General features: G+C 70.6%; 15 protein-coding genes. All 15 read left to right on the forward strand.

From position 1 onward, the window contains the following. The first annotated feature begins 25 nt into the window (after window positions 1-25). The gene (locus AB0P07_RS08315) at window positions 26-793 is read left to right on the forward strand and encodes a hypothetical protein (protein ID WP_365546817.1); all 768 of its coding nucleotides are present in this window, start codon (window positions 26-28) and stop codon (window positions 791-793) included. A gap of 15 nt (window positions 794-808) precedes the next feature. Next, window positions 809-1,195, forward strand: a complete 387-nt coding sequence (locus AB0P07_RS08320) for a head decoration protein (RefSeq protein ID WP_365546819.1) — start codon at window positions 809-811, stop codon at window positions 1,193-1,195. Between the two features lie 15 nt (window positions 1,196-1,210). Then, on the forward strand, window positions 1,211-2,266 hold the full coding sequence (locus tag AB0P07_RS08325) for a major capsid protein (RefSeq protein WP_365546822.1): 1,056 nt from the start codon (window positions 1,211-1,213) through the stop codon (window positions 2,264-2,266). Continuing rightward, window positions 2,266-2,586 (forward strand): hypothetical protein, encoded by a 321-nt coding sequence (locus AB0P07_RS08330; RefSeq protein WP_365546825.1) that lies wholly within the window; start codon window positions 2,266-2,268, stop codon window positions 2,584-2,586. The genes AB0P07_RS08325 and AB0P07_RS08330 overlap by 1 nt, the downstream gene beginning before the upstream one ends. A gap of 4 nt (window positions 2,587-2,590) precedes the next feature. Then, a complete protein-coding gene (locus tag AB0P07_RS08335; RefSeq protein ID WP_365546828.1) occupies window positions 2,591-3,007 on the forward strand; it encodes a hypothetical protein in 417 nt (138 codons plus the stop codon). After that, window positions 3,004-3,357 (forward strand): hypothetical protein, encoded by a 354-nt coding sequence (locus AB0P07_RS08340; RefSeq protein WP_365546830.1) that lies wholly within the window; start codon window positions 3,004-3,006, stop codon window positions 3,355-3,357. Before AB0P07_RS08335 ends, AB0P07_RS08340 begins: the two co-directional genes overlap by 4 nt. Before the next feature lie 2 nt (window positions 3,358-3,359). Further along, entirely contained in the window at window positions 3,360-3,629 is a 270-nt protein-coding gene (locus tag AB0P07_RS08345; RefSeq protein ID WP_365546833.1) for a hypothetical protein, read from the forward strand. Next, window positions 3,626-4,036, forward strand: coding sequence for a hypothetical protein (locus AB0P07_RS08350; RefSeq protein WP_365546836.1), 411 nt, complete (start codon window positions 3,626-3,628; stop codon window positions 4,034-4,036). The genes AB0P07_RS08345 and AB0P07_RS08350 overlap by 4 nt, the downstream gene beginning before the upstream one ends. Window positions 4,037-4,102: 66 nt before the next feature. Next, on the forward strand, window positions 4,103-4,759 hold the full coding sequence (locus AB0P07_RS08355; RefSeq protein WP_365546840.1) for a phage tail protein: 657 nt from the start codon (window positions 4,103-4,105) through the stop codon (window positions 4,757-4,759). Window positions 4,760-4,858: 99 nt separating this feature from the next. Beyond that, window positions 4,859-5,191 carry a hypothetical protein gene (locus AB0P07_RS08360; RefSeq protein WP_365546842.1) on the forward strand — a complete coding sequence of 111 codons (333 nt, stop codon included), beginning with the start codon at window positions 4,859-4,861 and terminating at the stop codon, window positions 5,189-5,191. Window positions 5,192-5,229: 38 nt separating this feature from the next. Then, the gene (locus AB0P07_RS08365) at window positions 5,230-5,658 is read left to right on the forward strand and encodes a hypothetical protein (RefSeq protein ID WP_365546845.1); all 429 of its coding nucleotides are present in this window, start codon (window positions 5,230-5,232) and stop codon (window positions 5,656-5,658) included. 3 nt (window positions 5,659-5,661) lie between these two features. Continuing rightward, a complete protein-coding gene (locus AB0P07_RS08370) occupies window positions 5,662-9,267 on the forward strand; it encodes a phage tail tape measure protein (RefSeq protein WP_365546848.1) in 3,606 nt (1,201 codons plus the stop codon). After that, window positions 9,268-10,251 (forward strand): phage tail protein, encoded by a 984-nt coding sequence (locus AB0P07_RS08375; RefSeq protein ID WP_365546851.1) that lies wholly within the window; start codon window positions 9,268-9,270, stop codon window positions 10,249-10,251. A gap of 9 nt (window positions 10,252-10,260) precedes the next feature. After that, on the forward strand, window positions 10,261-11,415 hold the full coding sequence (locus tag AB0P07_RS08380; RefSeq protein WP_365546854.1) for a siphovirus ReqiPepy6 Gp37-like family protein: 1,155 nt from the start codon (window positions 10,261-10,263) through the stop codon (window positions 11,413-11,415). A gap of 45 nt (window positions 11,416-11,460) precedes the next feature. Next, complete coding sequence (locus tag AB0P07_RS08385; protein ID WP_365546857.1) at window positions 11,461-12,363, forward strand: hypothetical protein; 903 nt, start codon at window positions 11,461-11,463, stop codon at window positions 12,361-12,363. Window positions 12,364-12,366: the final 3 nt, after the last annotated feature.

The raw sequence follows: 12,366 nt of genomic DNA on the forward strand, positions 1-12,366 counted from the left end.
CACCCACCCCGACACGGGAGACACCATGCGCAAGAGCACCCTTCCCCGTCATGCCCGTACCGGGCAGCTCGCCGTCGGCTGGCGCAAGCCGCGCCCCGGCGAGGACGGACTGCAGCCGATCTATCCGATCCTCGGCGGCGCCGAGGACGACGACGGCGGCGAGGACGACGACCAGGACGACGACAGCGACGACGGGTCCGGCAAGGACGACGACGGCGACGGCGACGACGAGTGGGCCGAGACCCTCAAGCAGTGGAAGAAGGAAGGGCTCAAGCCCAAGCAGGTCGCCGAGCGGCTCGCCGCCTCACGCAAGTGGGAGACCCGGGCCAAGAAGAACAGCAGCGCGGCCGAGGAACTCGCCCGGCTCAAGCGTGAGGGCATGAGCGAGACCGAGGCGGCTGTCGCTGCAGCCCGGGCGGAAGAGCGCGTCAAGGGCGGCGAGCGCATCGCCCGCAGTGCGTTCCTCGCGGCGGCGAAGGGCCGGATCCCCGACCCGAAGGAAGTCGTCGAGGACATCAACCTGCGCAAGTACGTCGACGACGACGGCGAGGTCGACGACGACGCCATCGCGAAGCTCGTCGACAAGCTCGCCCCCGAGCGGTCCGACACGGACGACGAGGACGACGACCAGGACGAGCGCGACACGCGCCGCCGTCGTCGCACCGGGCGCGGCTACCAGGGCGCCCGCAACGGCTCCGGCCGCAGCAAGGACACCAAGCGGGGCGCGCCCAACGGCGCCGAGCTGTTCAAGGAACTGCTCGGCCGGGATCCGCAGACCTCCCGCACCACCTGACCAAGGAGACACACCATGGACCTGAGTCTGACGACTCAGACGTACGGGGTGGACGATCAGTCGTGGCTCGGCAGCGAGCACGGCACGCAGGCCACCGAGCCCGTCACCCTCGACACGTCCGCATTCACCGCCGGGACGCACTACCCCGACGGCTACTTCAAGAGCGGCATCCCGCTCGGCGTCATCACCGCGACGGGCAAGTACGGCCCGTACCAGGGCGACGCCACCGACGGCCGCGAGACGCTCGTCGGGTTCCTGTTCGCCGCGGTCAAGGCGCCGACCGTGAACACGGTCGACCCGGCCGGGGCGATGCTCGTGCACGGCAAGGTCCGCACGTCCCGTCTGCCGGTGGCGGTCGACGCCGCCGGGCAGGCCGACGTCCCGCTGATCCGGTTCATCTGAAAGGGGGTGGCGTAGATGGCATGGGTGCTCGACACCGAGTACATCGAGCCCGAGGAACTGACGGCGCTGATCCGCCAGTCGCTCGCCGACCGGCAGGTCAACGCGTTCACCCTCGGCCGGTGGCTGCCGAACGTGACCGTCGACGACATCACGTTCGAGTACAACAAGGGCGGTACCGGCGGGCTCGCCGAGGCGAGCGTGTACCGGTCGTGGGACACCGAGTCCCGCATCGGCCGCCGCGAGGGCGTCGCGAAGGTCATGGGCGAGCTGCCCCCGATCTCCGAGAAGATCCCGCTCAACGAGTACGACCGGCTGCGGATCCGGTCGCTCGACACGTCCGACCCGATGCGGCGGGCGATCGCGCGCGACGCGTTCCGGATCGCGACGAACATCGCCGCCCGGTTCGAGCTGGGCAAGGGCGAGGCTCTCGCGAACGCGCAGTTCACGATCTCCGAGAACGGCGTCGACCTCACGCCGGTCGCGTTTGGCCGGAAGGCCGAGCACAGCGTGACCGCGGCGACGCTGTGGTCGGTACACGCGACGGCGACCCCGCTCGACGACCTCGAAGCGTGGGTGCAGGTGTACGTCGACACGAACGGCCAGCGGCCGGACCGCATGCTGATGCCGCGCACGGTGCTGTCCAACTTCCGGCAGTGCGACCAGGTCGTGCGGCAGGTGTACCCGCTCGCACCGTCCGGGTCGGCGCCGATGGTGTCGGTCGACCAGCTCAACACCGTGCTGTCGAGTCTCGACCTGCCGTCGATCGAGCTGAACGACGCGCAGGTGTCCGTCGAGGGCGTCGCCACTCGGGTGCTGCCGGCCGACTCGCTGGTGTTCGTGCCCGCACCGGGCCCGACGGACGCCGCGTCCGTGACCGACCTCGGCGGGTTCCTGCTCGGCACGACCGCCGAGTCGCTGGAGCCCGAGTACGCGTCCGTCGACGGCCGCGCCGGCGTCGTCGCCGCGACCTGGAAGACCAAGGACCCCGTACGGCTGTGGACGCACGCGGCCGCGGTCGGCATGCCGGTCGTGCGCGAGCCGAACCTCACGCTCAAGGCGAAGGTGATCTAATGGCTCGCCAGCTGAACACCTTCGTGCACGTCGGCGGCGTGTGGTACGGGCCCGACTCGAAGGTGCCCGCCCGCGTCGCCGAGAAGATCGGCGACCACGCGTGGGAGAGCGCCGACAGCCACGCCGAGCCGGACGCCCCCAAGACGCCGGCCGCGCCCGTCGAGGCGCCGCCACGGTCGGGGCGCGGCTCGGGCATCGACGCGTGGCGCGCCTACGCCGAGGCGAACGGCTACGACACCGACGACGAAATGAGCCGCGACGACGTGATCGCGCTGCTCGAACGTGAGGGTGTCATCGAGCCCGAGCAGCCGAAGGAGTAGGGCGGTGGCGGCGTACGCGACAGTCGAGGACTACGAGGCGCGCGCCGCCGTCTCCCTGCCCGACGGCAGCCCGCGGCGCAAGCAGGTCGAGGTGTACCTCGACGACGCGTCGGCGCTCATGCGGCGGCACATCCCGGCGGGGTACGAACCGGACCCGGCCACGTTGAAGGCGATCGCCGTGTCGGTCGTCCGCCGGGTCATGGCCAACCCGGGCGGGTACCGGCAGCGCACCATCGGGCAGTACTCCGAGTCGCTCGGCGAGGACGGCGGGCTGTACCTCACCGACGACGAGAAGGCGCAGCTGCAGCCCGAGGACACCACCGATCCGGGCGCCGACGCCGCGTTCACGATCGGGCTGCGCGACGAAGGTCTGCCCGGCTGGTCGCCGGATCCGGCCGACGTCGGGTGGCGGTTCCTGTGATCGACGAGTCGCTGCTGCCGCACCTGGTCGAGGTCGAGCACCCCGGCACCCGTACGGACCGCAACGGCAACGAAGTGGCCAACTGGTCGACCTCGACACGCACCGACGTGTGGGGGTGGGTGCAGCAGAACAACGGCAGCGAGGACAACGACCAGCGGGCCGCGCAAATCGGCGAGTGGCTGCTGCTGTGCAACCCGATCGACGCCGACGGGCAGCCGCTCACGGTGTACGGCAACGACCGTGTGCATTGGCAGGGGCTGCACTTCGAGGTCAACGGCCCGCCCGGACCTGCGTACACGCCCGCCGAGCTGCACCACTACGAGATCAGGCTGAAGACCGTGGAGGGGTGACCATGGCGGGCACCAGGTTCGTTCCCAACCGGGATGCGATCGCGACGTTCCTGCGGACGCCGCAGACACGGGCGATGATCGAGCGGAAGACACGGGCGGTCGCCGAGGCAGCCGCGCAGGCATCCGAGGCCGGCGGGCAGTTCCGGGTCGACGTCGAGACGGGCGAGCACCGGGCTCGTGGCGCTGTCATCGGCGACTACTCGACCAACGACCCCGAGGTGTCTCGGCGGGCGCTGCTGCGCGCCCTCGACGCGGCGAGGGCAGTCGAGTGACCGGCCCGCCGATCGAGTTCCCCGACTCCGTCACCGTCGCTCGCGCGTACCTGCAGCAGGCGCTCGACGCGCGCGGCCTCGATGTGCCGGTACGCACACGGGTCCCGAGCCCGCGGCCGGCGCGGTTCGTGCGCCTCGAACGGATCGGCGGCGCCCGCCTCGACCTGGTCACCGACCGGCCCCGCCTCGACGTGCACGTGTGGGGCGAGGACGACGACGACGTCGCCGACCTGGTCCGCATCGTGCGGCCGCTCATGCTCGCCATGCCCGGTCTGCGGGGCGGGGTCCGCGTGTACGACGTCGCCGAGGTCGGCGGCCCGAACACGCTGCCCGACCCCGTGAGCGATCAGCCGCGGGAAGCGTTCGCCGTCGAGGTGTCGATGCGCGGCACGACGCTCGCCCCCTGATCCCTGGCTCACCCGCCATCCGACCACGCACCCCCGGCGGCGGCCGGGGCTTCTCATGGAGGACGCATGTCCACACCGACGCCGCCCGTACTCGAAGACGGGCTGAGGAACAACCTGATCCGCAAGCAGCTCGTGCAGGCGATCTACGCGGCCGACTACAGCGTCGCCGCCGTGACCGCCCCGTTCGACGAGGCGACGGGAGCGCTCGCCGCGCTGCCTGCGGGGTACGTGCCGATCGGCTACACCACCGACGACGGGCTGACGTTCGCGTCCGACCTGTCCATGGCCGACGTGACGTCGTCGCAGTCCGTCGAGCCGACCCGGTCCGACGTTGAGTCCGAAGTGCTCACCGGCGGGTACGCCCCGCAGGAGACGAACGCCGCCACGGTGTCCATGTACAAGGGTCTGCCCCTGTCCGGCGCCGGGGCTCTGCCGGCGCTCGGGACGCAGTGGGAGATGACCCGCCCGTCGATCCCGCGACTGCCGTACTACCGGCTGCTGTTCATCGGCCTCGACTACGGCGACGACGGCGGCGAGATCTACATCGTCAAGCACTACCCGAAGGCCCGCGTCACCAGCAAGGACGACTCGCAGTGGGCGCGGTCGACGGAGACGCAGTGGCCGGTGACGGTGCAGGCGTACCGCGACCCGGCGCTGCTGACCGCCGAGAAGGAATGGGTCGACGGGCCCGGCTGGCGGGCGCTCGCCCCGTCCGGCGGCTGACCCCCATGAACGGGCGGAGGACGGCGGTTCTGGGTGAGCCCCGACCGTCCTCCGCCCTCGCATGCTCACCCACTGCTCACCCGAGAAAGAGGCATGATCATGAGCAAGCCCAACCGCAAGCGGTACAAGCTGGAGTCCGTCCGCCGGTCGTACGCCGAGGCGCTCGACGTCCCCGACGAGCGCGTCGAGTTCGAGGTCGGTGAGAACGAGGACGTGTTCTGGTTCCCGCACCCGGTGTTCACGTCCGACGCCATGCAGAAGGACATCGACGCCGCCGAGGGCGACGAGGGCAAGGCCCGGGTGCTGCTCGGCGACCAGTACGAGATGTTCCTCGCGGCGGGCGGGCAGGCCAACGACGTCGCGCTGCTGTACGTGGCGGTCCGGAACGAGGCCACGGACATCATGCAGAAGCACCGCCCTACGAGGGGGTAGGCGACGGCGACGACGTCGGCGAGACCGTCTCGTACAGCGTGCTCGACGTCCTCGGCGAGCACCCCGAGGCGGTCGAGGCGGACCTCGCCCACCACTACCCCGGATACGGGCCCGGCGGTCCAGTCGCCGCGTACTGGCGGGGCGAGATCACCCTGCGGTGGCTGCGCGTCATGGTCGAGGGCCTGCCACCGGGCGGGGCGACCGCCCGCGCGGCCAACGGCCACGCATGGCAGCACATCGACTATGCGGTCACCGACACGCGGGATCTCGTCGACCTGCTGCTGACCGCGTTTCTCAACGCCAACCGCAAGCCCGAGTCCCCGGCGATGCCCTGGCCCACGCCGTCCTGGCGGCCGGGTGACCCGCTGCCCGAGGACACCGAGGCGCAGACGGTGCAGGACCGGGCGCAGGCGAAAGCGGCGTACGAGCGCATCACCGCACAGGTACTGCCCTCGAAGGGGGAATGAAGCATGCCGGTCGAGGTCGGCGTCGGGTACGTGTCCGTCGTCCCCGAGGCGCGCGGGTTCGGCCGGCTACTCAGTCAGCAGATCCGCGGCGAGTCCGCGAGCGTCGGTGACACGGCCGGGCAGGACGCCGGCCGCGGGTTCCTCGGCGGTATCGGCGGCGTCGTGAAGGCGGGGATCGCGGGCGTCGCCGCCGCCGGGGGTGTGCTGTTCGCGGCCGGTTTCTCGAAGGCGGTCGAGCAGGACAAGAGCCGGGCGAAGCTCGGCGCGCAGCTCGGGCTCACGGAGAAGGAATCGGCCCGCGCAGGCAAGATCGCCGGTGGCGTGTACGCGAAGGGCTACGGCGAGTCCGTCGAGCAGGTCAACGACGCATTGAAGGGGCTCGCGCAGAACGGCGTCGCGAGCATCAACGCCCCGAAGAAGGAACTCGAAGGGCTGTCGAAGGCCGCGCTCAACCTCGCCGAGACCTTCGACGCCGACGTCGGCGAGTCGACCAAGGCAGTCGGACAGCTCATCCGCACCGGGCTGGTCGAGAACGGCAAGGAGGGATTCGACCTCCTGACAGCCGGGTTCCAGTCCGGCGCGGACAAGGCCGGCGACCTGATCGACACGGTCAACGAGTACTCCACCCAGTGGAGGAAGGCCGGGCTCGACGGTGCGACCGGAATCGGGTTGATCAATCAGGCGCTGCAGGCAGGTGCCCGCGACGGCGACCTCGCCGCCGACGCGATCAAGGAATTCAGCATCCGGGCGGTCGACGGCTCGAAGACGAGCGCCGACGGGTTCAAGATGCTCGGGCTCAACGCCGACGACATGGCGTCCAAGTTCGCCAAGGGCGGGTCTGCGGCAAACGGGGTCCTCGACCTCACCCTCGACCGGCTGCGCGGGATCAAAGACCCGGTCAAGCAGTCGGCGGCCGCGGTCGCCCTGTTCGGAACGCAGAGCGAGGATCTCGGGGCCGCGCTGTACGCGATGGACCCGTCGACGGCGGCGGCCGGGCTCGGCAAGGTCGGCGGCGCCGCCGACAAGATGGGCAAGACCCTCCACAACACGGCGACGCAGCCGCTCGAAGTGTTCAAGCGGCAGGCGCTGCAGGGCCTCGCCAACGTGGCGACGAAGTACGCGCTGCCCGCTGTCGAGGCGCTCGGCAACGGGCTCAACCGGTACGTGCTGCCCCCGGCGAAGTCCGTCGGCGGGGCGCTGCTCGACGTGCTCGTGCCCGCCGCGAAGGGCACCGCCGACGCCTTCGCGGGCGGCGTGCAGTGGGTGAAGGACTACGGGGCGTGGCTCATCCCGCTCGGGATCGCCATCGGTGGCATCGCCCTGGTGGCCGGCGCCTCCACGATCGCCACGTGGGGCATGACCGCCGCGTTCACGGTGTACCGCGGGGTGATCCTCGCAGCGTCGGCCGTGACCCGCGGGTGGGCGGCCGCGCAGACCGTACTCAACGCCGTGATGAGCGCGAACCCGATCGGCCTGATCATCGTCGGGATTGTGGCGCTCGGCGCAGCCCTGGTCGTCGCCTACCAGAAGAGCGAGACGTTCCGGGCGATCGTGCAGGGCGCCTGGCAGGGAATCCAAGCCGCGGCGATGACCGCATGGACCGGGTTCCTCAAGCCAGCGTTCGACGGGATATGGGCTGCTCTGCAGCAGGTCGGAGCGACCGCGACGTGGCTGTGGCAGACCGTGCTGTCACCCGCGTTCTCGGGTATCGCGATGGCGGGCAAGATCCTCGCGACCGTGCTCGTGACGATCGTCGTCGCGCCGATCGTGCTGGCGTTCAAGGCAGTCGCGGCGATCGGGACGTGGCTGTGGCAGACCGCGCTGAAGCCTGCGTTCGAGGGCATCGGCGCGGTCGGGCTGTGGCTGTGGAACAACGCGATCAAGCCTGCGTTCGACGGGATCGCCGCCGGGGGCAAGCTGCTCTGGGCCGGGCTGTCGCTGATCTTCGGCTACCTGACTGGCGGACTGACGACGGTCGGCGGCTGGTTCAAGTGGCTCTACAACAACGCGGCCAAGCCGGTTTTCGGGTGGATCGTCGCCGGGGGCAAGATGCTCTGGGCTGGCGTATCCGTGATCTTCGGCTACCTGAAGGGCGGGCTGGAGACCACCGGCGGGTGGTTCACCTGGCTCTGGAACAAGGCCGTGTCGCCTGCGATCTCGGGAATCAGGTCGGCGGTCTCGACGGGCTACAACAAGGGAATCAAGCCCGTGTTCGACGCCCTGACCACGGCAACGGGCCAGGTCGCGGACGCGTTCGAAGGGGCACGCAAGGGCATCAAGATCGCCTGGGACAAGGTCTCCGGGATCGCGAAAGAGCCCGTCGAGTTCATCATCGACACGGTGTACGGCAAGGGCATCCGGCCCGTCTGGAACACCGTGGCGAAGGCGTTCGGCGCGCCCGAGCTTCCCGAGTTCAAGGGCTTCGCTCGCGGCGGTCTCCTGGCCGGACAGTCCTCGTGGCGCGACGGCGACGACCAGCTCGTACCGCTGCGGCGGGGCGAGGGCGTCACGGTGTCCGAGGCACTGCGCGACCCGTACGAGCGGGCGCGGCTGCTCGCCGTCAACAAGGCGGCCCTGCACGGTCAGTCGCTCGCCCCGTTCCAGGGCGGCGAGGGGTTCGCGAAGGGCGGCATCTTCGGCTGGGTGAAGTCGTCGGTGTCCAAGGGCGTCGACCTCGCGAAGGCAGGGTTCGACTGGCTCAAGGACGGCGTCAAGGCGTCCGCCGAGGCCGGGCTGAACAAGGTGGTTCGCCCGCTGCTCGACAAGATCGCCGGTTCGAAGTCGGTGTACCGCGACATGATCAGCGGCATCCCGAAGCGCATGATCAAGGACATCATCGGCTACTCCGACGGCGCCGATAAGGCGCTGGAGAAGGCGGGGATCGGCGGCAAGGGCTACAAAGCCGGGCTCGCGTGGGCGCGGACGCAGAACGGCAAGCGGTACCAGTGGGGCGGCAACGGCAACCCTTCCTGGGACTGCTCGGGCCTGGTGTCCGCGATCGAGTCGGTGATCAGGGGCGAGAAGCCGCACCGCAGGTGGGCAACCGGTGCCTTCAACGGCCGGACCGCGCCCGCCGGGTGGCAGCTCAACAAGCGCAGCCCCTACATGATCGGCATCACAAACAGCGGCGTAGGCCACACCGCCGGAACGATCAACGGCGTGAACGTCGAGTCGCGCGGCGGCGACGGCGTCGTCATCGGCTCCGCTGCCCGGTCCTACAAGGACCGGCTGTTCACCCACCACTACGGGTTCACCGGCAAGGGCTACGCCGACGGCGGCAAGCCCCGCCCCGGCGAGGTCGCATGGGTCGGCGAACGCGGCCCCGAACTGGTGCAGTTCGGCGGCGGTCAGACCGTCCTCGACCACGACTCGTCGATCCGGAAGGTGGGCGCCGCTGTCGTCGAGAGCATGTCCCGGGGCGCCTCAGCGCAGGCGCCCGCGGCCGGACTCCCGGCGCGGGCAGTCGTACCGGCGGCGGCCGGCCGGTCCGGCGAGGCGGGCGGCACCACGTACAACGTCTATCCGCGCACGCTCGACATGACGGTGCGCGACCTCGATCTGCTGGAGCGCCAGCGGGACGCACGAGCCCGGGTGGGGAGGCCACACTAGATGCCGATCATCACAGCACCGGTTGTATCCCCGCCCACCGGGCCACCCGGGGGAACACCGGTACCGCTCCCCGAGATCGGTCTTGCGACCGCGACGTACACCGACCCGTCGGGGGCGGTGTGGCCGCTCACCGACGAGTTGGCCGGCTGGTTCACCCTGTCCGCGGGGGTGTCCGGGCTCGCCGACGCGGTCGAGTACGAGTTCACGTCGGATGCACAGCCACGCGGGGGCGAGCGGCTGCGGCACGCGCAGCCGCAGCCGCGGGCCATCGTGTGGCCGCTGTACGTGTACAGCGACAACACGCACATGGAGTTCATCGAGCGGTGGCGGGCACTCGCGCGGGCGTTCACGCGGACACTGCGCCCGGGCCCGGACGGGCGCCGCCCGCCGGGCGTACTGGAGATTGCCCGACCGGACGGCACCCGCCGCCGCATCAACGTGCACTACCGGGACGGGTTCAAGGCGCGCGGGGCGCAGGGGACGGGCATCCTGTCGGATACCGCGATCATCACGCTGTGGTGCGAGGATCCGTTCTGGTACGACGCGGACACGATCACCGTGCACCGCGAGCAGGGCGTCGGCAAGGACTTCCTGAACCCGTACCCGTCGGTGTCATCGAGTCAGGTTCTCGGCGCGACGACGGTCACGAATCCCGGCGACGAGATCGTGTGGCCGACATGGACGATCACCGGCCCCGCGTCGTTGGTCGAGTTCACCCGGTCCGACACCGGCGACAGCTTCACGCTGGACCCGGCCGAGGTCGGGCACGGGCCGCTGCTCGCCGGGCAGCAAGTCACCGTGCGGACCGAGCCCGTGCAGGTGCGCTACCAGGACGGCGCCAACTGGCTAGGGGCGCTCAACTGGCCCGAGGCCGTGTTGTGGGGCCTCGACCCGGGTGTCAACGAGGCCACGTTCGCACTGACCGGGGCAGGCGCGGGCAGCGCCGTCGACCTCGCGTTCAGTCCTCGCTACCAGACCGCGTGAGGGGGGCCGGTGGCCATACAGCTACTCGTCACCGACGAGGACCTCGTGCCGCAGGGCGACCCGCTCGGCGACTGGACCGACCTCGACGTGACAACCCGGTTCAACGAACCCGCGTCCGGCAGCGTGGCACTGCCCGCGTACCCGGCCACGATGGCGCAGCTGCAGGCAGGCCGCCGGCTCGTCGTCATCCGCGACAAGCAGGTGTGGTGCGCCGGGCCAATGGAGATCCCGCAGGATCTCTCCTACGGCGTCGGCACCGAGGGCGAGGCGCCGCCCGGCCGGGTCACCGTCAACTTCACCGACGACCTCGCCCGGCCGGCGGGCTACTTGACGTGGCCAGCGCCCGCGTCCGCGTGGACGGCGCAGCCTGCCACGGCCCGGCAGATCCTCAACGCCAACGCCGAGACGATCATCCGCCAGTTGGTCACCGAGAACTGCGGGCCGACCGCGCGCACCGACCGGCGCATCCCGAACTTCGCGCTCGCCGCGGCCGCCGGGGTGGGCAGCACGACGAGCGTGAACACCCGCTTCGAGGGGCTGCTCGCCACCTGCCGGCGGGTCGCCATCGACGGCGGCGGGATCGGGTTCCGCACCCGGCAGACCAGCACGGGCATCGAGTTCGAGGTGTACCAGCCGGCCGACCGCACCAAAACAGCCCGGTTCAGTGAGGGGCTCGGGAACCTGCGGGCGGTCACCTACAAGCAGAGCGCGCCGACCGTGACGCATGCCTTGGTGACCGGCTCGGACCAGGTCACCCCGCGCGCATACGTCGAGGTCGCCGACACGGCCGCCGCCGCCATCTGGTGGCGCGTCGAGCAGCTCGTGAACGGCAGCGCCGACAACGACGCGGCCGGCGAGCTGACGCAGGACGGAACCGAGGCGCTTGCGCAGGGCTCGGCGCCCGTCGAACTCGCGACGGTCACCGTCGACACTCCGGGCCTGCGGGCGGGCCGCGACTACGGGCTCGGCGACCGCGTCACGGTGATGCTGCCGACCGGCGTCGAGGTCGTCGACCTGGTGCGGTCGATCCATCTGCAGGCCACGCCGAAGAGCGGTGAGCACGTGACCGCGCTCGTCGGGTCCCCGTCCGCGACGTCCGACCCGCAGGTCGTGCAACTAGTCCGCGAGCTGGGCCGCAGGCTCGGCAGGATCGAAGCGAGGTAGAGAGTGGTACAGAGCAGCGTGCCCGACCCGGCGAACAACCGGGAGGTGAGCGACATTGAGTACGAGCGGCTGTCGGCGCGGTTCTCCGACGACGGGGTGTACGGGGACCCCGGCGACACGCAGGTCGTCACCCCCGGCACGGGACTGTCCGTCAACGTCCGCGCAGACGTGGCCGCGTCCGTCCGCGGGCACGGCTGGTACTCGGGCGGCACCACGACCAACGTGCCCTTGCCCGCGAACGTGGCGTCGCAGCCCCGAGTCGACTGGATCGTGCTACGGCTCGACCGGGACGACTGGACCGTGCGAGCGGACAAGGTCGTCGGCACGCCCGGCGCCGGGCCGCCGTCGCTGACGCAAGAGACGGGCGACACGGGCGTCTACGAGGTCCCTCTCGCGCAGGCGCGCGTCCTCGGCGGGGCGTCGTCGGTGACCGTGACCCGCGCCGAGCTGTACGTCGGTACGCGCTGCCGTCCGTGCACGTCGACCACTCGCAACCCGAACCCGCGCATCGGTGAGCAGTGCTTCGAGACCGACACCCGGCGGATCATGCTGTGGGACGGGGCCGCGTGGCGCATCGTCTACCAGGACAGCGGCGAGGTCGTACTGCAGAAACTGACTAACCCGAACTGGACCAACCTGGGGGACTCGGTACTCGAACAGCGCGGCGGTGCGGTGTGGCTCCGCACCGGCGGGTGGAGGCGATTCCGGACCACGCTCCCCGCGTCGTCCGAGAGTCAACTGCCGGTCGTCATCCCGTCCGACTACGTGCCGCACACCCGCTATCAGTACTGGGACTTCTACGTCACCGGTGAGACCACAGCATCGATGGCGCACGCCACGATCTACCCCCGCGGTAACGCGCGGGCCGGGCAGATCTGGCTCAGTCAGCATGTGGACATCGGGAGCGGCGACGAGGTCAAGGCCGCAACGATGACTTGGACGGTGTGACAC

Source organism: Streptomyces sp. NPDC085944 (assembly GCF_040686295.1).
Classification (GTDB): domain Bacteria; phylum Actinomycetota; class Actinomycetes; order Streptomycetales; family Streptomycetaceae; genus Streptomyces; species Streptomyces salinarius.

Coding starts and splice junctions, on each gene's coding strand:
- AB0P07_RS08345 (WP_365546833.1), top strand. CDS start 3,360: ATGGCGGGCACCAGGTTCGTTCCCAACCGGGATGCGATCGCGACGTTC.
- AB0P07_RS08355 (WP_365546840.1), top strand. CDS start 4,103: ATGTCCACACCGACGCCGCCCGTACTCGAAGACGGGCTGAGGAACAAC.
- AB0P07_RS08375 (WP_365546851.1), top strand. CDS start 9,268: ATGCCGATCATCACAGCACCGGTTGTATCCCCGCCCACCGGGCCACCC.
- AB0P07_RS08325 (WP_365546822.1), top strand. CDS start 1,211: ATGGCATGGGTGCTCGACACCGAGTACATCGAGCCCGAGGAACTGACG.
- AB0P07_RS08360 (WP_365546842.1), top strand. CDS start 4,859: ATGAGCAAGCCCAACCGCAAGCGGTACAAGCTGGAGTCCGTCCGCCGG.
- AB0P07_RS08370 (WP_365546848.1), top strand. CDS start 5,662: ATGCCGGTCGAGGTCGGCGTCGGGTACGTGTCCGTCGTCCCCGAGGCG.
- AB0P07_RS08315 (WP_365546817.1), top strand. CDS start 26: ATGCGCAAGAGCACCCTTCCCCGTCATGCCCGTACCGGGCAGCTCGCC.
- AB0P07_RS08320 (WP_365546819.1), top strand. CDS start 809: ATGGACCTGAGTCTGACGACTCAGACGTACGGGGTGGACGATCAGTCG.
- AB0P07_RS08330 (WP_365546825.1), top strand. CDS start 2,266: ATGGCTCGCCAGCTGAACACCTTCGTGCACGTCGGCGGCGTGTGGTAC.